The sequence below is a fragment of the Roseibium sp. AWQ4_254 genome, from assembly GCF_056161025.1.
Window position 1 is genome coordinate 135,473 of the sequence record NZ_JBSWYH010000009.1, and the last position, 20,809, is coordinate 156,281.

Below are 20,809 nucleotides of genomic sequence, written 5' to 3' on the forward strand. Positions count from 1 at the left end.
TGTCCATTGTCTTCGAAGCTCACGCCCAGATCGCCATTCTGAGGCCCTTGCCATCGCGCTGGAAGTCTCTTGGAAACGGTTCGGCCGTGCCGTGAAAGATCCGTTCCGCAATCAGGCAATTGGCGGCTGCGTCCAGCAGATCGTCCCGGCCGCAGCCTTTGGGCGGAGGCTGGTCAAGGAAGGTTTGCGGCAGGCCGTGGGTGGCCAGAAGATCCTTGCGCTGGTCAAGCCCGGCCGGATTGGCGCGGCTTTTGATCTTTTTGGGCAGGCTCATTTCTTGTCCGCCATTCAGCCGCCAGAAGGCAAGCTCGGGGTGAACCTCAAAGACACGGGCCTCCAGTGCAGGCGTCATCACGGCGTCAATTTCCCGGATCTTGGGAAAGAGATAGAAGCACTGTTTGGAGACCTTTTTGGGCGGGTCTGAGGTTTTCAGGGCCGTATTGCAGGCTTCCCGGTAGTCTTCTTCATAAACGGCGGACCGGGAAGGCACGGTGAAGACGGAGGACTGGCGCAGGCCCAGATGGGCGCGGGCGGCTTTTTCAGGCCCCCGCCCGCCGGGACCGATCCTGTCCGGCAGGCCAATCGGCATGTCTGTTGCTATGACCGTCAGGAACGGCTCAGCCAGCAAAAGGGTGTCGAACGAAGGATAAATCTCAAGGCTCGGATCCGCCGGGCCGGAGAGGCTTTTCGAGATGGCCACCCAGCCGGCCTTGCAGCCATCGACCCCGGCCACCCGGATGTCTTGGTGTTCAGGCACGGGCTTTCGTTTCAAGCACACGCCGGGAGGTGACCAGGGCCATGGCCCGGACCACGGATTGCTGTTCTTCGGCAAACAGCAATTCGTCGGCGCCTTTCTTCACGCTGCGCGCAACCAGCTCAAAAACGGAGGCGGAGGCCCGTTTCAGGGCTTCTTCATCGTCGCATCCGGCCAGATGATTGGCCAGGAACAGTCCGGCCATCAGGTCGCCGGTGCCGTTGGGCGGGGCGTCAATTGCCGCGTGTTCCGCCGCAACCGCGCCGCGCGGACCGGCCAGAAGATTGGCGATTGCGTTGCGGCGCAGGGCCGGTGACGAGGTGATCAGAACCCGGTCAAGGCCGAGGGAGCGCGCGGCGGAAAGCGCCTGGAGCTCGCTGGTCACATCCCGGCCTGTGAGCCAGCCCAGCTCAAAGGCGTTCGGGGTGGCGATACCGGCAAGCGGCAGCAGCGTGTCGCGGATGGCCTCGGCTGTGGCTTTGGGCACGTAAAGGCCGCCGCCGGAGGCGCTGCCATGGTCGCCGATTACCGGATCACACAGGTATGGCGCATCCGGATTGGCTTTTTTGACCGCCTTCACGAGGCGGGCAATGGGCTCTGCCTGATCGGCAGATCCCAGATAGCCGGTCATGACGCCGCCGAGCTCGGACAATTTTGCAGAGCCGGCCAGATCCTCCACAAGATCCGCGAAACTGTCCGCCGGTGGGACGATCCGTGTGCCCTTGCCATGGCCCGGATGCCAGGGCAGCAGCACGGTGGGCAGGAACCAGACATCGTGGCCGGTCCGCTCCAGCGCGAAAGTCAGGCCGCGGCCGCTGATGCCGCCGCGCACCACCTGGGAGGTGATGACGAGGAGCGGCTTTTTCTGTGGCTCGGGCACGCCCGGCTGCTGCATCATGTTTGGGTCCCTTGGCCCGGTCAGGCCGCGTCGGAGGAGGACGTGGGACTGGTGCCATACCGCTTTTCGATATAGTCCAGAACCATTTGCTTGAATTCGTCGGCAATGCCGGCCCCGCGCAAGGTGGTGACCTTTTCGCCGTCGACAAAGACCGGCGCAGACGGAGTTTCGCCGGTGCCGGGAAGGGAAATCCCGATATCGGCGTGTTTGGATTCGCCCGGCCCGTTCACGATGCAGCCCATCACCGCGACATTCAGGCTTTCAACGCCCGGATATTGCTCGCGCCAGATGGGCATGGAGTCGCGGATATGGTCCTGGATCTCGCTTGCCAGTTCCTGGAAGACGGTTGAGGTCGTCCGGCCGCAGCCGGGGCAAGCGGCCACAACAGGCACGAAGGCACGGAACCCCATGACCTGAAGCAGCTCCTGGGCCACCTGCACTTCCCGGGTGCGGTCGCCGCCCGGTTCAGGGGTCAGGGACACGCGGATCGTGTCGCCGATCCCCTGCTGCAGCAGGATGCCCATGGAGGCGGCGGACGATACAATGCCCTTGGTGCCCATGCCGGCCTCGGTGAGGCCGAGATGCAGCGCATAGTCGCAGCGCCGTGCCAGATCCGCATAAACGGCAATCAGATCCTGAACCTGGCTGACCTTGGCAGACAGGATGATCTTGTCCCTGCCCATGCCGAGCGCTTCGGCGCGTTCTGCCGACATCAGGCCAGACTGGATGATGGCTTCCCGCAGAACAGCGGCAGCGGAAACCGGTGCGTCCTTCTTGTTGTTCTCGTCCATCAGATGGGTCAGGAGTTCCTGATCAAGTGAACCCCAGTTGACGCCAATGCGGACGGGTTTGCCGTGTTTGAGGGCAATGTCGATGATCTGGGAAAACTGGGTATCCCGCTTGGCCTTGAAACCGACATTGCCCGGATTGATCCGGTATTTGTCGAGCGCGGCGGCGCAGTCCGGATAGTCCGTCAGCAGCTTGTGGCCGATATAGTGGAAGTCGCCCACAAGGGGCACATCAATGCCGATCCGCTGCAGCCGTTCCTTGATATGCGGAACCTGTGCCGCAGCTTCGGGCCGGTCAACGGTGATGCGGACAATTTCAGAACCCGCCCGGGCCAGCGCCGAAACCTGGGCCACTGTTGAATCCGCGTCGGCAGTGTCCGTGTTGGTCATGGACTGGACCACGATGGGGGCATCGCCGCCGACCTTCACATTGCCGACCATGACACCCACGGAACTGCGGCGGGGCAGTGGTTTTGCAAAATCATCAATCATCAAGGCAGCCAACCGGTTTTGTCGCTTTTGCCCACCATATGAGGGAAATCGGACAAAGTTTCCAGTATCGGATTTGCTTTTGCTGCGAAAAGGGCCGCAAGGGCATGCGGTTGAAAGCTGGCGGAAGGGGTCTTTTCAATTGCAAATTTTGACAATCTTTGCCTAAATCCGTGCTCAAGTGCGTCGGCGTGGGGCTGCCGACAGATGGAGTGAATTTTGTTCAAGGTGATGGGACGTCTGATCAAAGACAGCTTTTCTTTGATGGTCACGAATGCAGGTCTTGCGTCCAGCTTGCTGATCTTACTGTTCTTTTTCAATTTTCATGAGACGGTTTTCGTCTTCCTGGGGTTTTACATCGTGTTTTTTCTGGATCCCGGCTTTCAAGGGGTGGTCCCGATCGTCTACACCGCCGCAGGGTTCTTGTGTTGGGGCGTGGCAGCCGCTCTCTGGTTTTCGTCCGTTGCGGAACGGAGGGCTCCGGTATCGCTTTCCGGTGCACTGACCTGTCTGTGTGGTGCTTGCTGTGCAGGAGCGGTGCTCTGGCTGGTCCAGAACGTCACGGCAGGCAACGTGGTCCTCGTCTATCAGTGGCTTTCGTTGCGCGGATATTTGTCGGAAAACACTTGGGTGCCCGCTTTTCTGGAGGTTTATTACGGCCTGGGCGACTACGTTTTTATGATCACTCTCGTTCCGTCTGTGCTGGCCGGGGTGCTGCTTCTCCTTCTGCTGCCTGCTTTGATGCGGGTCGCCTTCGTGTTGCCAGCCGCGGTCTCCGGTCAGCCCTGGGGGAGCTTGTCAGCTTTCCGGCAGGCTAGAGGATTTGGATGGCCGATGGCGCTTACGGCAGGCGGCCTTCTCCTGCCTGTCTGGTGGGCCGTTTTATATTTCAACTCATATCAGCTGCCGCTGATGGTCAACGGGCTGCTGGAGGAAGAGGCTGTTGCCCGGGTTGCTCTGGTCTGGTTTGCCCTCAAATCCCTGTTGCTGTCGCTTGGGTTTGTCTTTTTGCTTGCGGTGATCGCCGCGGCGTTCAATCGATCTGTGGCCCGGAACCCGGGGGCCGAGCCCACGGCCGCGCTGCCCCTTCAAGTCTGAGGTGATCTCCCCTAAATTCTGACTTGATACCAGTTTCATCAGATCGGTTTCTATCAGTTGAGATTGCTATACGGGCAGGGGCGTATGGACTGGCCCTGATGGAAAAAGATCAGAAGCGGGGCGCGAATGTTCATCACTGTTCTGGAACGGGCTGTCTCCCTGGCGCAGCACAATACAGGCACGCTGTTCAAGACAGGCTGGGCCTATATGCTGTTGCTTCTGGCCCTGAATTTCGCCATTGGCGCATCTTTGATGCCGGCTGCAGGCTTTTCGACCGTCTCCTACATGACCGAGCCGGTTATGAAGGCGGATGAAGGAGCGCTGCGGGCGCTGGCCGCGTGTGCCAACATCCTGATCGGGTTTGCCATTGCCATTGCCTATGTCCGCCGGATTTTGATCGGGGTGAAGGATTTTCCGGTTTCTTTTGGCCGCCGCACCATCAGTGTGATTGTCTACCAGATCGTGCTGGGCCTGATCGGCTTTGTGTCCCTGATCCCCCTGATGATCGCATCCGCCCTTCTGGCCGCCGTCACAGCGGGCATCGGCGGGCTGCTGATGGTCTTTGCCCCCTTCATTGCCCTGATGGTGGTGCAGCGGCTTTCCGTGGTTCTGCCGGCGGCGGCGGTTGACGATCCCCTGACCCTCAAGGAGAGCTGGCGGGCGACATCCGGGCTCGGCTGGGCTATGGCCTTTGCGGCTCTGGTCATGAGTTTGCTGGCCGGGTTTCTGGTGTTTGTCTGGGGATTCGTGCTGAGTGTCAGCGATGGCCTTTTGCCCGCCAGCCAGATCTGGCAGCAGATCCGCTCAGCGGTCTTTCCGATGGGCTCCATGCTGATCATCGTCTGGGTGTTCGCCAGCCTGCACGCGACCTTTTACGGTTTGATCCGGGAGCGGTTCGCAGCACGCCTGGGGCTGCGCCCGTCGGATGTGGCACAGGCAGAAGCTCAGCGGGATGCGGCCCGCAGCCGGGCGCGCAAAGCGCTTGCAGGGGCCCGCACGCTGAAGCGGGACTGATCACAAGAAGGGCGACGATGATTTTGTTACACGGCGGGCCTTCCTCTGCGGCAGTCTGGCGCTATTCAGCGCAATTCGTCATTGGGATGTTGCAGCGCAGCGGTTAGTGGTTACATGATGCGGAGGGGTGTGCCCCTCGTTAGTTTTCAATTCCCGGGAGTTCTCACATGCTTTCCAACAAAACCGCTGTAGTCACCGGATCCACTTCCGGGATCGGGCTTGGCTGCGCCCGTGCCTTTGCTGAGCAGGGCGCCAATGTGGTCATTAACGGCCTGGGGGACGGCGCCGAGATCGAGAAGACCCGTGCCGCCATCGAGGCGGATTTTGGGGTGCGCTGCGCCTATTCACCGGCCAACATGCTCAAGGGCGATGAGATTGCCGGTATGATTGCCGATGCGGAAAAGGAGTTCGGCTCGGTCGACATTCTGGTCAACAACGCGGGCATCCAGCACGTGGCACCGGTCGACGAGTTTCCCATCGAGAAGTGGGACGCGATCATTGCAATCAACCTGTCCTCCGCCTTTCATGCGATCCGCGCGGCTCTGCCGGGCATGAAACAGCGCGGCTGGGGCCGGATCATCAACACGGCGTCGGCCCATGCGCTGGTCGCCTCGCCCTATAAATCCGCTTATGTGGCCGCCAAACACGGCATTGCCGGACTGACCAAGACGGTTGCGCTGGAAGTGGCCGAGCAGGGCATCACGGTGAATGCAGTCTGCCCGGGTTATGTCTGGACGCCGCTTGTGGAAGCGCAGATCCCCGACACGATGAAGGCGCGCAACATGACCGAGGAGGAGGTCAAGAAGGAAGTGCTCCTGAAGGCCCAGCCCACGAAGGAATTCGTGACCATCGATCAGGTGGCCGGCTACACCGTGTTCCTGTGCTCGCAGACGGCCGCCTCCATCACCGGCGCTGTTCTGCCGATTGACGGCGGCTGGACTGCCCACTGACCCTGCCCACTGACCCTGTCCGGTGTTCCGGAGCGAAAGGACCCTGTCATGGCCTCCACAAAGACAATCAATCTGGCCCTGCAGGGGGGAGGCGCCCATGGCGCCTTCACCTGGGGGGTGCTTGACTGGTTTCTGGAAGACAGCCGCCTGTCGATCGAAGCGATCAGCGGCACGTCTGCGGGGGCCATGAACGCGGTTGTTCTGGCCAGCGGGCTGGAGGCCGGGGGCGAAGACGGGGCCCGAGCCAGCCTGGAAGCCTTCTGGCGCGAGGTCAGCGGAGAAGCCCGGTTCAGCCCGATCCGCCGTTCGCCCTTCGACGTGCTGCTCGGCAATTGGAGCCTGGATTATTCGCCGAGCTATCTTTATTTCGACGTCCTGTCCCGCTTCGCCTCGCCTTATGAATTCAATCCGCTCAATCTAAATCCCTTGCGGGATGTGGTTGAGAAGATGGTTGATTTTGAGAAGGTGCGCGCCTGCGTGGGCCTGAAGCTTTATCTGGCCGCCACCAACGTCTTTACGGGCAAGATCCGGGTGTTCAGCGAAGAGGACATCACGCTCGACGCGGTCATGGCTTCGGCCTGTCTGCCTCAGCTTTACCAAGCCGTTGAAATTGACGGCGAGCCCTATTGGGACGGGGGCTATATGGGCAATCCGCCGCTCTACCCGCTCTTTTACAACTCCGACACGCCCGATGTGGTCCTTGTCCAGATCAATCCGACGGAACGGCGCGAGGTGCCCCGGTCTGCCCGGGAAATCGTCAACCGGCTCAACGAGATCACCTTCAATTCCACTCTGCTGCGGGAATTGCGGGCGATTGATTTTGTCACCCGTCTGATCGAAGAAGGAAAACTGTCGTCGGAAGACTATATGAAGGTGCATATGCACCGGATCTCCGCGCATGAGCTCAAGCCCTTGCAGGCGTCTTCCAAGATGAATGCCGAATGGGCCTTTCTGACCGAGCTGCGCGATCTGGGGCGCCAGACGGCAAAAGACTGGCTGGATGTGCATTACGACGACATTGGCAACCGGTCGACCGTGGATCTCAGGGAAGAATTCGGCTAGGGCGGCTCTCCGTCCGTTAACCTTTTCTTAGCCCTGTTCGCAAGCGGCCTTGCAGAATGCAATGCGGGTATCGTGAATTCTTCCTTAACGGCGTCAATATCTTGTGATTCTTCTGAGGCGATGCCCCAAGATCTGGAAAAGGTGAGATCAAAACGAATTGGCAAGGCTTTTGCGTTTGACTGGTCACGCTGATTGTCAGGTTGTGCGTCGTCAGCGCCTTATGTGGTTGGAAGAAGCGGGCACCTGCGACCCCGCCCGTTTCTTCCACCCCTTTCTATCCGGGGGCCGGGCCGGCGTAACGAGTTCTACCGTTGCTGTTCTAAAGACTGTTTCTGGCGGTTTGGCAGGTTCCCCAAAGGCTTTTTTGCTCTATTTGTTACATCTCAATTTTCTGAAAAGACCTGGTCTTTAGACTGCCGGGATTGTTTCCCATTTTCTGGGAATACCGGAGACAAAGGTGTCAGCATGAGCGACAGGTTTACGCATTTTCTGGCCGGCTTCATGGGCGTTGTTGCCCTTTGGTCCTTTTCAAATGCGGCCCTCGCGGGCAGCGACGAGAAGAAGATGGCGGAAATCAAGGAAAATGCGGGCTGCTCCAGATGCGATCTGCAGCTGACCGAATTGCGTTATCTCAACGTAGAGCAGGCTGATTTCTCGCGGGCCAATTTGAGGGAAACGGATCTGAAGGAAGCGGTTCTGCAAGGAGCGGATTTCCGCAGGGCGGATCTGCGCCGGACCGAAGCGGAACGGGCCGATCTTTCCGGGGCCAATTTTTCCGGGGCGAGCATGCGCTCCGCTGACCTGGAAAAGGCCGATCTCTCCGGGGCCAATCTGACGGATGTTGACCTCAGGGATGCGGACCTGAATGCGAGCACGGCTAACGGGGCCATATTTGACGAGGCGGATCTACGCGGTTCGGGCTTTATCCGCACCATGGCGCCAGGGGCCTCCTTCAAGGGGGCGAAGATGGATCAGATCAATTTTGAGCGCGGTGACATATCCGGCGCCAATCTCAGCAACGCCCGTTTGCGCCATGCCAAGCTGGACCGGATCAAGGCAGTCGGCGCGAATTTTTCAAATGCGGATTTTTCCGGGGTGCGTTTGGTGAGCGCGGATCTCACCGGCGCCAATCTGACCGGGGTGGATTTTGACGGTGCTCTTTTGCGCCGGACCCGTCTTGTGGGCGCCGACCTGACCGGGGCCTCCAATCTGGATCCGGGCCGCATTCTGGGCGCGTGCGGCGATAAGACGACCAAACTGCCCAAGGGCATCACGCTGCCCGACTGTTCTTACTGACGCTCGGCCTGCTTGTTTTATTTACGGGCGTGAGCGAGACGGGCAGGGCAGCGGTGCGCAGGCTGCTCGGCACGCTCAAAAAAGCCCGGCGCTTCTTTCGAAGGCCGGGCTCCTTTGGAAGTGCGGTTGACCGCGCTTAATTGAAGACGTCAAAAGCGAAGCGGTAGGTCACGCCGAGACCGATGCTGAACTGGTCCTTGCTGCCGGCATCGGCAATCGGGCTGTCGGCGGCATCGCCCACCAGCCGGTCATAGCCGCCGCGCAGGTGCAGGCGCACATCATCGTTCCAGTCATAGCTCGCGCGGGCTGCCACACCGATGCTCTTGAAGCCGGCGCCCGGATCATATTCGCTCAAGCGGCCGCCGCTGTTGGCAGCTTCCCGGGCGCTCACGCCGAAATAGGTCTCCATGTAGTCCTCAGACGCGAACGCGGCGCGCGGGCCGATGCTGAGTTCCCATTTCTCGGCCGGATAAATGATGCCGTCGAGACCGAGCTGGCCGACCTGGCCGTGGTGGCCGTTAATGCCCTGGCGCAATTCAGCAAAGGCGCGGAAATGCTCCGTACGGAATCCACCGCCCAGACCGAGTTCCAGAGCCCAGTCGACTTTGTCGGTTCCGGTCAGGTCCGAGCTGTCGCTTGCCTTGCGCTCGCCGATATAGTTGAAGGATGGAAAGAAGAACACACCGGTGCGCCGGCGTCCGTCAACCACCTGGCCGAGGCCCGGCAGGTAGAACCGGCCGACCGAGACGAGCGGCATCGGATAGACCAGATAGGAATCGGCCGATTCATATTTTGGCTTCACAATGGCGCCAATGCCCAGATCGATCACAAATTGCCGTGTAGCATCTTGAGCGGACACTTCACCGCTTTGGGCCTGAGCTGTGCCGGACACAGCCCCAAGGGAAAGGGCGCCAAGCGACAGGGCAAGCGCGGCGTGCGACAAGAGTTTGAACATTCGGCCACATCCAATTGGAAAACATTGGCCGCAAAGATAACACGAAGCCGCCTTACTCAAACCCTAAGGAAACCGGGTTTTGAACAAGTGTTGCATATTGGCACCGCACACATCGGAGCTGGTGGTCCGGGCGGTGTCAGGACGGCAAACAATTGGGTCTTCTTGTCCCGGCGATCTTGCAGGTATGCGGTCCGGGAGCTACATGAAGGTGCAAAGAACTCATAACGGCAACGGACCAGACCATGACCGCATTATTCAATGTTATCCTTATCGCGCTGGAGCTTTATACCTACGTGATCATTGCCAGTGCGATCTTTTCCTGGCTCTACGCCTTCAACATCGTGAATTCCAGCAATCAGCTGATCAATTCGATCGGGCGGGTGCTCTACAATCTGACCGAGCCCGCCTTGCGGCCGATCCGCAGGTTCATGCCGGATCTGGGCGGGATCGACATTTCTCCTGTTGTTCTGCTGCTCGGCATCATCTTCCTCCGGCAGATTATCGTCATCAACATTCTGCCCCTTGTAAGCGGATACTGAGTCTGAAGACCAACCGCACTTGATAGAGATCCGGCTGATCAAGCCAGCCCGGGTCGGGTGGTGGTTCGGGCTTTTTGCTGCTTAGGCGGTGTCTTTCGGGCAGGTGGCGCCTTTTTGCGGCAAGGGGCTCTGTCTCAAAAGTCCAGCGGCGCGTTTTCGATGACCTCTTTCAAGACAAAAAAACTGCGCAGCTGGCGCACGCCGGGCAGGGTGAGCAACTGGGCACGGTGACGGGTGTTGAAATCGGCAATGTCCTTCACGCGCACTTTCAGGAAATAGTCAAAATCTCCCGCGACGCACTGGCATTCCAGAACGAAGGGAAATTTGAGAATTGCCGCCTCGAAGGCCTCAAAGCTTTCGGGCGTGGATTTCTCCAGAACCGCTCCCACCAGCACCTGGACGCTCAAATCCACCGCGTCGGGCTGAACCCGTGCCGTGATGCCGGACACAATGCCTTCGTCAAAAAGCCGCTGCAGGCGCCGGTGGCAGGTGGCGGGGCTGACATTGACGGCCTTTGCAATCTCCGCATTGGTTAGCCGCCCATCGAGCTGCAGGAGCCGCAGGATCTTCCGGTCGGTTCTGTCCAGATCTGCCATGAAAGGATCTTTCGTGATTGTGGGGCTTGAGAAAAAGGTCAGGAGCATCGTGCGAATAGTCTGCACCATTTGATGCTGGAAAGCAGATCCTTCGGCAAGGCACTTTGCGCAGCGGGATGCGGTGTATCGGTCAAGCGACGCAACGCCGCCGATGGGCTGCGTTCCATCACCCGAGGGGCCGGTCTGCTTTGCCCGCTGACATCGTTGGGTCGCACTTGTGGTGGGAAACACCAAGGCGCGCGATCCGCCTCCTCAGCAGACAAAGCAGATCCGGTCAAATCGTGCAGACTGATCGCACGAGGCTCTAAGCCGCAAAGTTTGCAAAAGACATGTAAAAGAAATGCGGGCTGGAGAGATGTTCTTGAGAACGGCACAGGGCTGGTCTGCGGGAGCCGTATTTTTCACTCCCGTTCTTTCCGCCGCCGCGGCCTTGAGCCTGATTGGGGCCGGCCTGGTCAGGGCACATCGTATCCCGGCGGGCTGCCGGGAAACGGCTTCAGGGGACGTTGTTGAAGAAAGAAGAAGCGAAGCCTGCCGTTTGTTCTTGAGGCCGCTAGAGTGCTTCATACCAACCTGAATAGATAGAAACCCATCTGATTGCGCTGGTCCGGATTGGCCGTCAAGGCGCTTTGCGCAGGACGGCCTGGTTGGCCGTTCAAGCGGCGCAACGCAGTCCGGCGGGCCGGAGCAGGCCACCGAGGCCGTGTTTGAGGACTGTTCAGCTGCGTCCCAGGTTTTGAACGATAAACCATATCGCCCTGCAACCTGCTCCTTGACGAACAGTCCCCAAACACGGTCAGATCGGTTCCTATCTAGTGAGGTTGGTATCAGTCGTCGAGCTTGCGGGCCTCGTCCGGCAGCATGATCGGGATGCCGTTCCGGATCGGGTAGGCGAGCTTGGCCGCGCGGGAGATCAGTTCCCTGGCCTGCGCATCATAGTCCAGAGAGGATTTGGTCACCGGGCAGACCAGCAATTCCAGCAGTTTGCGGTCAACGGGCCGGTCAGCCGGGTCCTCGGCATCCTTCGGGTCGGTCATTGGCGTGTCTTTCTTCAGGAAATCAGGTCATGACGTGGTTCGGAACGGCAGGCCTCTGCAAAGCTATTGCAGCGTTGAGCCGCCCTCGTTCTGGGACTTTGCCAGATCCATTTCGGTGATGGCAATCAGGGTTTCCGCCCGCGTCTTCAGGTCGCGGGCTTCCAGGAGAGCCTGTTTTTCCTGGGGGCCATAGGGGCACATCATGCAAAGGGCATTGACCAGTACCTCGGTTTCGGCTTCCGACACGCTTTGCCAGTCCGCCTCCAGATTGTTGGCGTCCAGATAGTTGCGCAAGGTCTTTAAAAGCCCGGTGCGGTCGACATCCTCTTCGCCATCACCGCAGGTCAGGTCCCGGGCAAAGGGGGCGAAGTCGCATTCCACCTGGCGGAAGGTGCTGTAGGCGGTCACTTCCTTGCCAAGGGCGAAGCGGGTGATGCCCTGCAGCGTGACCAGATAGCGGCCATCCCCGGTTTCCTGAAAGCTGGTCAGGCGGCCGACACAGCCAACGCTGGACAGAACCGGCCGGTCGGAGCCTGCGTCAAGGTCTGCGTTGGAGCCGGTTCCGCCGGCGGTCCTGCCATTCGCGCTGGCAGGCTGCACCATACCGATCAGCCGGTTGCCAGCAAGGGCGGTGTCGATCATGTCCAGATAGCGCTGCTCAAAAATGTTCAGCGGCAGCTGGGTCCGGGGAAGAAGCAGCGCGCCCGGCAGGGGAAACACAGGCAGAACCGGGGGGAGGTCCGCGATGGTGTCGTAGATGGCATTTCCCGCCTGCATTTTCACGCCTTCTTGTTGTTCTCCCGGGACCGGGGAACGTTCTCCGGCCCGTTGCCTTTAGATGTGTCAGAACCGGCAGCCGTCAAGAAAACAGAACGGCGGAAAGCTTGCGGCGGCCATAATTACTTGCCGGATCCTTGAAGCCCCAGGCCTCAAAGAATTGCAGAAGCTGCTTACGGGCGGCGTCCTCGTTCCACTCCCGGTCCCGGCGCACGATCTCGATCAGCTGATCCACCGCGCCTTCCTTGTCGCCCTTGCCGTTAAGGCCGAGGGCCAGGTCAAACCGGGCCTGATGATCCAGTGGGTCCTTGGCAATCCGGTCCTGGAATTCGGCAAGGTCGCCGAGGGAGGCTGCCTGTTCGGCAAGGTCCAGCGCCGCCTTGGCCGCCACATAGGCCTCGTCCGTCTGCTTGTCCTGCGGCACCAGCTCCAGCGCCTGCCGGGCCCGCTCCAGTTCATCGGCGCCGAGATAGCACTGGGCAAGGCCTGAAATGGCGGCAACATTGTCCGGTTCCATCTGCATCACCGCGCCGAAAAGCTGAGCGGCCTGGCCGAAATCCTTGGCACTCAACAGCTCCGCTGCCTGCTCCAGAAAGGCGTCGGCCTGATTGGCCGGGGCCGGACCGCCAAGCTTCTCGATAAAGGCTTTCACCTGGCTTTCCTGCTGAGCGCCCATGAAGCCATCCACCGGCTGGCCGTCCTTGAAGGCCACCACGGCAGGAATGGACTGGATGCCCATCTGCCCGGCGATTTCGGGATGATCGTCGATATTCATCTTGGCCAGCTTGACGGTGCCGCCAGCAGCGCGCACGGCGTCTTCGATGATCGGCGTCAACTGCTTGCACGGGCCGCACCAGGGCGCCCAGAAATCAACAAGAACCGGCTGGGTGCGGGAGGCTTCCAGAACATCTGCTAGAAAGGTCTGGGTGGTCACGTCGAAGATCAGGTCGCCGCCCGGCGCGCTGCCGCCGCCGTCATTGCCGCCGCCACCGCCGCTGAAACCATGCCCCTGGCCGCCATATCCACCGCCGCCCATGCTGGCGCCGAAGCCGCCGCTCACCTGGCCGCCGACGCTGTAGTTGCCATTGCTCATCTGCCCGCCTCGTGTTTGTCCGGCCGGTTCGGGTGCCCCCGGCCTGTCGTCATGCTTACATCCATAAAGGTGCTCCTAACATGGAGCGCTGCGCCCGGAAATACAAACCCGGCGCTTTTCTCAAGCCTTGTTTACTATTCACCCATGGGAAGAGGCTTTCCTCCAGGGCTCAAGGCCATTCCTTCCAAGAACCGGCCACATCCGGCCAAAACCGTCTTTTTCCCGCGGGCTTTCAGAGCCCGGCCTCCTGCGCCTCGGCACTGACCGCCAGCACCTTCGGCTCATGGCCACAGGCCTTGGCAAAGGTGATCAAGTCCCCGGCGCGGATGGTCGTGGTCGCGTCATTCTTCAAAGGATGATAATTGACAATCTGGTGCTGCATCATGGCCGCGTCAAAAACCGGCGTCACCTTTTGCGCCGCGCGGTCATTGATCAGGGCAAACGGGGTGACTGAGCCGGGCTCGACGCCCAGAACGTCGCCCAGAAGATCCGCATTGCCAAAGGAGACCCGGCCCTGGGCGCCGATGATCTGGTGCACTTTTTTCAGGTCTATTTCCGCGTCATGAAGAGCGACGATCAAAAACAGCCGGCCCTTCTTGTCCTTCACGAACAGGTTCTTGGTATGCCCGCCCGGGATCGTCTCATGCAGATCGCCGGACTCGGCCACGGTGAACACCGGGGCGTGGTCGACCGTGGTCACTTCGATGTTCAGGTCCTTCAAAAAGGCCATCAATTCGGCGCGTGTTGCTGGCATGATTTTCCCGGTGTTGTCTCAGCTCCGGGCTGTCTAGCCTGTTTCAAGCTGCCGGGACAAGGAGAAAACGCCTTGAAAAGCGGCAATTTTCCAACGGCTTGGTGATTGGAATGCACAGTCCGTCCACAGCAAAGACAGCTAAAAAAAATTCTTCAAATTCCTTGTTGCAATCCTTTCCGGCTTAGTTCATATACTGCGCCACCGACGCAGAGGCGGTCCCGCCAAAGCGCTCCGGTCACATATGCGGGTGTAGCTCAGGGGTAGAGCACAACCTTGCCAAGGTTGGGGTCGTGGGTTCGAATCCCATCGCCCGCTCCAAATTTCCTCAGTGATTTCTGAGGCTTAGAAAACGCCCTTCGGGGCGTTTTTTGCTTCCCCGGCCCCTTTTTCGTAAGCGGGGAAGCAGGGGGGAAGCAACCGAAGGCATTTTGCCTTGTGTGCGGCGCAGCAATTTTTTGACCTGCAGGCAACTTGCAGCCCTTTGGTTCAGGTCCGCCAAACGCATTCCTTGAGCACAGTTGCTTCATTTTATATGGCTCTCGTGAAGCCATTGTCGTGCTCACGTGCGTAGCTCCCTTGTCACCTTCGTATCGCTAATTAAGCCGACTTACCTTAGCATGATCTCTATTTAAGCCAAGCGGCAATTGCTTAAATAAGGCGCGCCGTCCATATTGAAAAGATGGCAGAGACACACGCAACAGATTCGCGGCTGGGCCGATTTGTAGAGACAAGTGTCGGAGGAGAGACGGTACGAGCCTTTGTGCCTTCGCCGCTGCCACCAAACCCGCCAATTGACATTCTGCCACTCCTCCCGCACCTGACCAGCGCCGAAAGGGCTCTCGGCCGGCTCGATGGCATCACGACCATTCTGCCACGTCAGGAATTGTTCCTGTATATGTACGTCCGAAAAGAGGCCGTGCTTTCATCTCAGATTGAGGGAACGCAATCGACCTTGACTGACCTTTTGCGCTTCGAGACGGAGGCACAGGCCGGGCAGCCGGTTGATGACGTTCGCGAAGTCTCGAATTACGTCGATGCGATGATATATGGCCTGGAGCGGTTGAATGAACTACCACTTTCGCTTCGGCTCATCCGGGAGATGCATGCCCGCCTGCTCGAAAGCGGACGCGGAGGAACCAAGAACCCGGGAGAATTCCGGCGCTCTCAGAACTGGATCGGCGGCAATCGTCCGGGCAATGCACTGTTTGTCCCTCCGCCCGTCAATGAACTCGACAATTGTCTCGAAGCGCTTGAAGTTTTTATGCATGAGGATCGATCTCAGCTGCCTGCGCTGATCAAGGCTGGCTTGCTCCATGTTCAATTCGAGACTATTCACCCCTTTCTGGACGGTAATGGCCGTATCGGTCGGCTATTGGTAACGCTTTACCTATGCGTCCACGGGGTGCTGAAAAGGCCGCTTCTCTACCTCAGTCTGTATCTGAAATCGAACAGGTGCGACTACTATCGTCTTCTGCAGGAGGTGCGAGAGCAAGGAGCCTGGGAGGCCTGGCTCGAATTTTTCCTTCAAGGCATTGCAGAAACGGCGAACCAGGCGTTCGACGCTTCAACCCGCATTGTCGAGTTGTTCAAAGAGGATCGGGAAATAATAACTGCTCAGAGCGATCGGGCAGGCTCGGCCTTGCGTCTTCATGACCTTCTTCAACAACATCCCTTTTTGACTGCTGGGCAACTCGTCGAGCAAACAGGGCTTACCATGCCAACCGTAAATGCGGCACTCGCGGACCTGGAGCGGCTGGGTATCGTCGAAGAGGTGACTGGTCGCAAGCGGGGACGTGTGTTTGGCTATCGGCGATATCTCCTGATTCTCAGTGAAGGAACTGATCCTTTAACCGAGTTGTAATCTGATTTTAAAACGAAGAGAGGGTCGCAACAACGTTCGATGTACTTTGAGGAATTAGAGTGAGAGTGCGGGAGTGACCTCCGCGACGGGTTGAAAGCTGGAGGAGCGCCTTCGGTGCCCGTCGTGGAGATATTTTCCAATGACTTAGGTTGAGTTTCTCGATGGCCGCAGTGAAGCGCGCGGCGGCTACAAGGTGGACGTCTCGCGCGGCGAACGGATCGACCGCGTGTCGTCGGAGTGGTTTTCGCGGCCCGACGACGAACGCTATCTGCCTCTGGACGACCTGACCCAGTCGGTTCGTGTGCGCTCCGAGCGCAGCCGGTCTCGTGTGGTGGAGAGTGCGGTGATCCAAGTCGAAGCGACCCGGGACAATCCCGAGCGGATGGCACTGCATTTGCCCGGTGCGGAAGCACCCGTCGCTCCGACGCACTAGTCCTTCGGCCAGTTGGCCAGCTTGGTGGGCGCGCCGGGAGCCTATCGCCGACAGCTTCCTGCAGCACTTGCCGGCATCAACCTGCAATACGGTCTGGCCTCGAACCGGGCCGAACAGATCAAGACGTTAGAGACCGACAACGGTCGGGTCGACCTGCGCGCCGTCACTGTCCGGACTACGGCCGGATCCATGACTATGAACTCGCCGAAGCCGTGCAGCGGTGTGGAGCGGCTCCACCGAATGACCCCGTCAGCATATGTGACTTCAACGGCTTGCGATGCCGATCGGCGCCAGGCCCCCTTGCCTTTTTACAGCTTGAGCAGGCAGATGAAGCGCTTCTGCACTCGAACCTCCCAATTGACGCCATCGCCGAACGTGTTGGCTATGCGTCTAAGGAAGCCTTCGGCCGGGCCTTTCAGGCTAAATTTGGTGTTACGCCGTCTGCCCGGCGCGCATTGCGCCAAAGCTGAACTGTCAGAAGCTGACATTTACGGTTCGGTTCCGCAGAGGTCGAAATGACACCCTAAGCACGACGGCGAAGTGGGTGATAATGAAGACAAGGGGCCCGAGCGTGCACATTTGCGCATCTCGGGGAACAGAGAGTGATCGTTTTAATTGTTAATCTCATCATGGATTCGCCAGCAATCGCGCCATCATCGGAGAATTTTGGTGTTGGCAATAAAAATATCCGTGCTTGGAGCCTGTCCTCTCTCTCGGATCAAAAATGGGAAACAGGTGCCTCTGAACCAGCCTCCGGCTCCTTAACCTACGCACACCACCGTTTTCGGGCCGGTCTTCATCTCCTCGACAACCGAGGCGAACAGATCAAGCATTGCATTGAAGTGCCCGCTGTCGAGGGCGCCGATACAGCCGATCCTGAACGATTCCGTTCGGGTGAGTTTTCCCCGGTAGATGTAAAAGGACTGACTTGCCAGCGTGTCGTACAGCCGATCGAAGTCGAACCAGTCTCCCTCCGGGTAGGCAAATGTCAGAATGACATCCGACCTGCAGCTTTCCTTGAGAACCAAGTTGAAGCCGAGAGTTCTCAGCCGCGTACTTACAATATTTGCATTGCGCGCATACCGGGTTCGCCGGGCAGGCACTCCACCGTCTGCGAGAAATTCATCCAGCGCCTGATCAAATGCGGCCAGACAGTGTGTCGGGGGCGTGAAGCGCCACTCTCCGCTCCGGTCGAAGCCGTCGGCCTGATGCTTGAGATCAAGGCTGAGCGACGGGGCGCTGTGGTCTTTCTGGTGGAGGGTCTTCCTGTTGCATATCGCAAAGGACAAGCCTGGAACCCCATGCAGGCATTTGTTCGACGAAGCGACGAGAGCGCTGCATCTCAGCATTTGCAAGTCGATTGGATAAGCGCCAAAACTGCTCATGGCATCGACGATCAAACCAGCATCGAAACGGGTCGCCAGATCGGACAGCTCATGGATTGGGTTGAGCAACCCTGTTGTCGTTTCGAGATGAACGACTGCCATGAAATCAAAAGGGCCCCTGTCTTCCAGGTACGTTGCCACAGCTTCCCGGTCGATAGAATGGAATTCGTCCTGTTCCATTATTTCGACATTCAGCTTGAGCCGGCGGGCGATCTCCGCGATCCGGTGCCCATAGGCGCCGTTCACCAGGACCAGGAGCCTGTCCGCCGGGGCCACCAGTGTCGCAATCGTTGCTTCCACGGCGTAGGTGCCCGGTCCCTGCAGGAGAACCGGCACGTGACTGTCACCGGCATTGGAAATGAAGGCCAGACGTTCGCTGACACGTTTTGTCAACGCGATAAATTCCGTGTCCCGCGATCCCCAGTCCCGCAATTGCGCATTGCGAACAGTCTCGGTGGTTGTCAGCGGTCCGGGTGTAAACAAATATGATTGCATATCTGGTCTTTTCAGTGATTTCGATCAGGCATCCGTACTCATCAGTTTCGGCTCAGTGAGAGCATCGAAACCGAAATGGCGTTGCAGGCGTTGCAGCACTTCGGCCGGTGTCTTGTCCGGCCTGGGCAGGTTGGCCAATGAGCCAGGACGGATCCTGGCATGGACAAACACCGGTCCTTCGCCTGGGTTCGCGGCGAGCGCTTCTGAAAGCCCGTTCAGGGAATCCACGCAACAGCTTGCGGAGTAGCCGCAGCCGGCTGCCATCTCGGCAAATGGCACACTTCCGGACAAGGTTCGTTGAGCTCCGGTGGAATCGTAACAACCGTTGTCAAGAAGCAGATGTACGAAAGAGCGCGGCGCATAAGCCGCGATCATCGGCAGTGCTCCGAGATGCATCAACGCCGCACCGTCGCCGTCCAGGATCATTATCGGATTGTCCGACGCCATGGACATGCCAAGACCGATGGAGGATGCCAGTCCCATGGATCCGACAACGTAGAGATTCTGCGGGCCGTCATTCGCGACGAACAGCTCCCTTCCCGTTTTGCCGGTGGTGGCGATTTTCAGAGTGCCGCCGGAAACGTCCTTTGTGAGCTTTTTCAGGACTTCGAAGCGAGTGGGAGCTTCCCCACCTTCGCGAAGATCCGTAAAATGTCCGCGCCGTGGAGACGGCAACTGTGAGCTCTGGTCCATAACCTTGGTAAAACGTCCATCGGGAACGATTATCGCTGCACACCTGCGTCCGGTTTCTGCGGTTCTTATGGCTTTGCGCAGCTGTGCGAGAGCAGCCGCCTCGTCTTCCGGCAATTCGAACCAGGGAATATTCAAGGCGTCGAGGAGCGCGTGCGTCGAAAGTCCCATCCGGGCATGTTGCGGTTCGTCCTTGGTGTCGGGCTTTCCTCTCCAGCTTGTAACCAGAAGTGTCGGCACCTTGAAAGGTTCCACCAGCGACGTGAGTGGATTGACTGCGTTTCCCAGTCCTGAGTTCTGCATGAGAACGAGGGACTTTTGACCCGTCATTGCAGCGCCGGCGGCAACAGCCACGGCCATGCCTTCATTCGGGGCGGCAACGTAGGTTGCCTCTGGCATGTTCTGACAAAAATTCTGCAACGGCGCGAGGCTGGAACAGGGAACACCTGCGGCGAACCTGTAACCGGCAGCAATCAATGCGGACGCCCAGTTTACCGTTGTAATCACGACGCGCTCCTCAGGTCAGGTACTTGTTTGCATAGCTCTCGAACTCATGCTCGCCGGTCAGTTCGAATATCTCGGACAACGTTGCAATCGTGCCTTCAACGCCGTCGATAGACTGGCGCTCGAAGATCTGCTGAGAAATCAGGGACATCGCGGATACCGCCGCGCGCATGTTGTGATTTGCCCAGATGACGGCCGAAACATTGAGGTCGCGGAAAACCTGAACCGGCGTCTGATAATATTTGGTGGGGACGATCACCACGGGACACGCGTTGTTCCACCGGGTGCAGAATTCGGCAATTTCGTCAGCGTTGGACTTTTTTGAATGGATTAGAATGGCATCGGCACCAGCGGATCTGTAGGCATCCGCCCTGTCCAGGGCCTCCTGCATCGAGTATCCCGAAATCAGCGCTTCGATACGGGCAACAAAGCAGAAATTGTTATCCCGCTGCGCGTCCTTGCCCGCTTTGATTTTTGCCGTGAAGTCGTCAATTGAAAGCAGGGGCTGTTTTTCGCCGACAAACGAATTCTGCTTCGGAAACAGTTTGTCTTCGATGCAAACGCCGCCGATGCCCCGCTGGCTCAGCTTTTTCACGAGCCGGGCAGTGTTGTTGAAGTCGCCGTACCCGGTGTCTCCATCGACAAGGATCGGAATCTCCGTGGAGTCCGACATGAACTCTACCGTGTCGAGGACCTGGGTCCAGGAGGCTTCATTCCTGTCGCGAACACCGAAGGCGGTAGAAATCGACAATCCTGAAGCCCAAATGGCCTTGAAACCCGTCCGTTCCACGATCTTTGCGGTGAGCCCGTTATGAGCTTCCATAAGAAATTCGAGCGAGTTGCTCGTCAACATGTCTTTCAGTTTTTTGCTTTTGGAAGAAACGTCTTCAATCATCTTTCTTTCCCCTAGGGAGACCTTGAAAATTCAGCGTGGATCGTAGGAAACTTCGAGCCGCGTTCCGCCGGGCTCGTAAATCATGAAATGTTCTTTCGGCCCCGTTCCGGAAAACTCTGGAGCAAACTCGACTTCCACGCCCGGCCAGGCGCGCACGGATTCGAAGGTCTCGCGCAATGCATTGGCCGTCGGCACCTTGAGGGCGAGATGGTGGAGACCAACATTGCTGTGCCGGTTGAATCCGTTGATCGCGTCGCCCTTGCACTGCCACAATGTGATTTTGGAAGTGCCGTCAGTCATATAGGCTGAAGGATAATCCGGGTTGCCACCGAACTGGGTCCACCCCAGCGCTTTTTCAAAGAAGGTCCTGCTGGCATCGAGGTCCCTGACGCTCAGGCCCAAATGATCGATACCAAGAGTGCTCGGTTCAGACATTTTGACGTCTC

Annotated in this window: 22 protein-coding genes, 1 tRNA gene and 1 pseudogene; 10 read left to right on the plus strand and 14 right to left on the minus strand. The window is 58.8% G+C overall.

What is annotated here, in order from left to right; all coding sequences use genetic code 11:
* Positions 1–19: 19 nt before the first annotated feature.
* Genes ACXAIC_RS09100 through ACXAIC_RS09115 form a run of 4 tightly spaced genes read right to left on the minus strand, consistent with a single transcriptional unit; the run spans position 20 to position 3,201 of the window.
* On the minus strand, positions 20–757 hold the full coding sequence (locus ACXAIC_RS09100; protein ID WP_475176259.1) for a DUF429 domain-containing protein: 738 nt from the start codon (positions 755–757) through the stop codon (positions 20–22).
* Positions 750–1,649: a pyridoxal kinase gene (pdxY, locus tag ACXAIC_RS09105; protein WP_475176420.1), complete on the minus strand. Its 900-nt coding sequence runs from the start codon at positions 1,647–1,649 to the stop codon at positions 750–752. The genes ACXAIC_RS09100 and pdxY overlap by 8 nt, the downstream gene beginning before the upstream one ends.
* 23 nt (positions 1,650–1,672) lie before the next feature.
* Entirely contained in the window at positions 1,673–2,932 is a 1,260-nt protein-coding gene (ispG, locus tag ACXAIC_RS09110) for a flavodoxin-dependent (E)-4-hydroxy-3-methylbut-2-enyl-diphosphate synthase (protein ID WP_475176263.1), read from the minus strand.
* Positions 2,932–3,201, minus strand: coding sequence for a hypothetical protein (locus tag ACXAIC_RS09115; RefSeq protein ID WP_475176269.1), 270 nt, complete (start codon positions 3,199–3,201; stop codon positions 2,932–2,934). Before ACXAIC_RS09115 ends, ispG begins: the two co-directional genes overlap by 1 nt.
* On the opposite strand from ACXAIC_RS09115, the gene ACXAIC_RS09120 reads away from it, so the two are divergent.
* The 5 genes from ACXAIC_RS09120 (at position 3,194) to ACXAIC_RS09140 (ending at position 8,349) form a co-directional block, all read left to right on the plus strand.
* Positions 3,194–4,027: a hypothetical protein gene (locus ACXAIC_RS09120; protein ID WP_475176274.1), complete on the plus strand. Its 834-nt coding sequence runs from the start codon at positions 3,194–3,196 to the stop codon at positions 4,025–4,027. The two genes, ACXAIC_RS09115 and ACXAIC_RS09120, sit on opposite strands and share 8 nt — an antisense overlap.
* A 126-nt stretch (positions 4,028–4,153) precedes the next feature.
* The gene (locus tag ACXAIC_RS09125) at positions 4,154–5,041 is read left to right on the plus strand and encodes a 4-hydroxy-3-methylbut-2-en-1-yl diphosphate synthase (protein ID WP_475176278.1); all 888 of its coding nucleotides are present in this window, start codon (positions 4,154–4,156) and stop codon (positions 5,039–5,041) included.
* Between the two features lie 167 nt (positions 5,042–5,208).
* Positions 5,209–5,991, plus strand: coding sequence for a 3-hydroxybutyrate dehydrogenase (locus ACXAIC_RS09130; protein WP_475176282.1), 783 nt, complete (start codon positions 5,209–5,211; stop codon positions 5,989–5,991).
* A gap of 48 nt (positions 5,992–6,039) precedes the next feature.
* Positions 6,040–7,053 (plus strand): patatin-like phospholipase family protein, encoded by a 1,014-nt coding sequence (locus ACXAIC_RS09135; protein WP_475176287.1) that lies wholly within the window; start codon positions 6,040–6,042, stop codon positions 7,051–7,053.
* A gap of 465 nt (positions 7,054–7,518) precedes the next feature.
* Positions 7,519–8,349 (plus strand): pentapeptide repeat-containing protein, encoded by an 831-nt coding sequence (locus ACXAIC_RS09140; protein ID WP_475176292.1) that lies wholly within the window; start codon positions 7,519–7,521, stop codon positions 8,347–8,349.
* A 136-nt stretch (positions 8,350–8,485) separates the two neighbouring features.
* On the opposite strand, the gene ACXAIC_RS09145 is transcribed toward ACXAIC_RS09140, so the two are convergent.
* A complete protein-coding gene (locus ACXAIC_RS09145; RefSeq protein WP_475176298.1) occupies positions 8,486–9,304 on the minus strand; it encodes a MipA/OmpV family protein in 819 nt (272 codons plus the stop codon).
* 242 nt (positions 9,305–9,546) lie between these two features.
* Here ACXAIC_RS09145 and ACXAIC_RS09150 point away from each other — a divergent pair, with 242 nt between their 5' ends.
* On the plus strand, positions 9,547–9,843 hold the full coding sequence (locus ACXAIC_RS09150; RefSeq protein ID WP_475176302.1) for a YggT family protein: 297 nt from the start codon (positions 9,547–9,549) through the stop codon (positions 9,841–9,843).
* 134 nt (positions 9,844–9,977) lie between these two features.
* On the opposite strand, the gene ACXAIC_RS09155 is transcribed toward ACXAIC_RS09150, so the two are convergent.
* From ACXAIC_RS09155 to ACXAIC_RS09175, 5 genes are all read right to left on the minus strand, one after another.
* Positions 9,978–10,439, minus strand: coding sequence for an Lrp/AsnC family transcriptional regulator (locus ACXAIC_RS09155; RefSeq protein WP_475176306.1), 462 nt, complete (start codon positions 10,437–10,439; stop codon positions 9,978–9,980).
* An 827-nt stretch (positions 10,440–11,266) separates the two neighbouring features.
* Positions 11,267–11,476 carry a Trm112 family protein gene (locus ACXAIC_RS09160; protein ID WP_475176310.1) on the minus strand — a complete coding sequence of 70 codons (210 nt, stop codon included), beginning with the start codon at positions 11,474–11,476 and terminating at the stop codon, positions 11,267–11,269.
* Positions 11,477–11,539: 63 nt separating this feature from the next.
* Entirely contained in the window at positions 11,540–12,253 is a 714-nt protein-coding gene (locus ACXAIC_RS09165; protein WP_475176315.1) for an LON peptidase substrate-binding domain-containing protein, read from the minus strand.
* Between the two features lie 82 nt (positions 12,254–12,335).
* Positions 12,336–13,346, minus strand: coding sequence for a thioredoxin (gene trxA / locus ACXAIC_RS09170; RefSeq protein ID WP_475176319.1), 1,011 nt, complete (start codon positions 13,344–13,346; stop codon positions 12,336–12,338).
* Positions 13,347–13,578: 232 nt separating this feature from the next.
* Positions 13,579–14,100: a prolyl-tRNA synthetase associated domain-containing protein gene (locus ACXAIC_RS09175; protein ID WP_475176322.1), complete on the minus strand. Its 522-nt coding sequence runs from the start codon at positions 14,098–14,100 to the stop codon at positions 13,579–13,581.
* Between the two features lie 243 nt (positions 14,101–14,343).
* On the opposite strand from ACXAIC_RS09175, the gene ACXAIC_RS09180 reads away from it, so the two are divergent.
* The 4 genes and pseudogenes from ACXAIC_RS09180 (at position 14,344) to ACXAIC_RS09195 (ending at position 16,864) form a co-directional block, all read left to right on the plus strand.
* Positions 14,344–14,418: transfer RNA gene (locus ACXAIC_RS09180), tRNA-Gly, on the plus strand.
* Positions 14,419–14,779: 361 nt separating this feature from the next.
* The gene (locus tag ACXAIC_RS09185) at positions 14,780–15,961 is read left to right on the plus strand and encodes a Fic family protein (protein WP_475176324.1); all 1,182 of its coding nucleotides are present in this window, start codon (positions 14,780–14,782) and stop codon (positions 15,959–15,961) included.
* A gap of 193 nt (positions 15,962–16,154) precedes the next feature.
* A pseudogene (locus tag ACXAIC_RS09190) lies at positions 16,155–16,615 on the plus strand (DUF932 domain-containing protein); the annotation flags it as partial.
* Positions 16,607–16,864 carry a helix-turn-helix domain-containing protein gene (locus ACXAIC_RS09195; protein ID WP_475176424.1) on the plus strand — a complete coding sequence of 86 codons (258 nt, stop codon included), beginning with the start codon at positions 16,607–16,609 and terminating at the stop codon, positions 16,862–16,864. The pseudogene ACXAIC_RS09190 and the gene ACXAIC_RS09195, both read left to right, overlap by 9 nt.
* A gap of 291 nt (positions 16,865–17,155) precedes the next feature.
* On the opposite strand, the gene ACXAIC_RS09200 is transcribed toward ACXAIC_RS09195, so the two are convergent.
* Genes ACXAIC_RS09200 through ACXAIC_RS09215 form a run of 4 tightly spaced genes read right to left on the minus strand, consistent with a single transcriptional unit; the run spans position 17,156 to position 20,798 of the window.
* A complete protein-coding gene (locus ACXAIC_RS09200) occupies positions 17,156–18,274 on the minus strand; it encodes a 2-aminoethylphosphonate--pyruvate transaminase (protein WP_475176328.1) in 1,119 nt (372 codons plus the stop codon).
* Positions 18,275–18,298: 24 nt separating this feature from the next.
* Positions 18,299–19,471 (minus strand): phosphonopyruvate decarboxylase, encoded by a 1,173-nt coding sequence (gene aepY, locus ACXAIC_RS09205; protein WP_475176330.1) that lies wholly within the window; start codon positions 19,469–19,471, stop codon positions 18,299–18,301.
* Positions 19,472–19,481: 10 nt separating this feature from the next.
* Positions 19,482–20,363, minus strand: a complete 882-nt coding sequence (gene aepX / locus ACXAIC_RS09210) for a phosphoenolpyruvate mutase (protein ID WP_475176333.1) — start codon at positions 20,361–20,363, stop codon at positions 19,482–19,484.
* 30 nt (positions 20,364–20,393) lie between these two features.
* Positions 20,394–20,798, minus strand: coding sequence for a VOC family protein (locus ACXAIC_RS09215; RefSeq protein WP_475176336.1), 405 nt, complete (start codon positions 20,796–20,798; stop codon positions 20,394–20,396).
* Between the last annotated feature and the right edge of the window lie 11 nt (positions 20,799–20,809).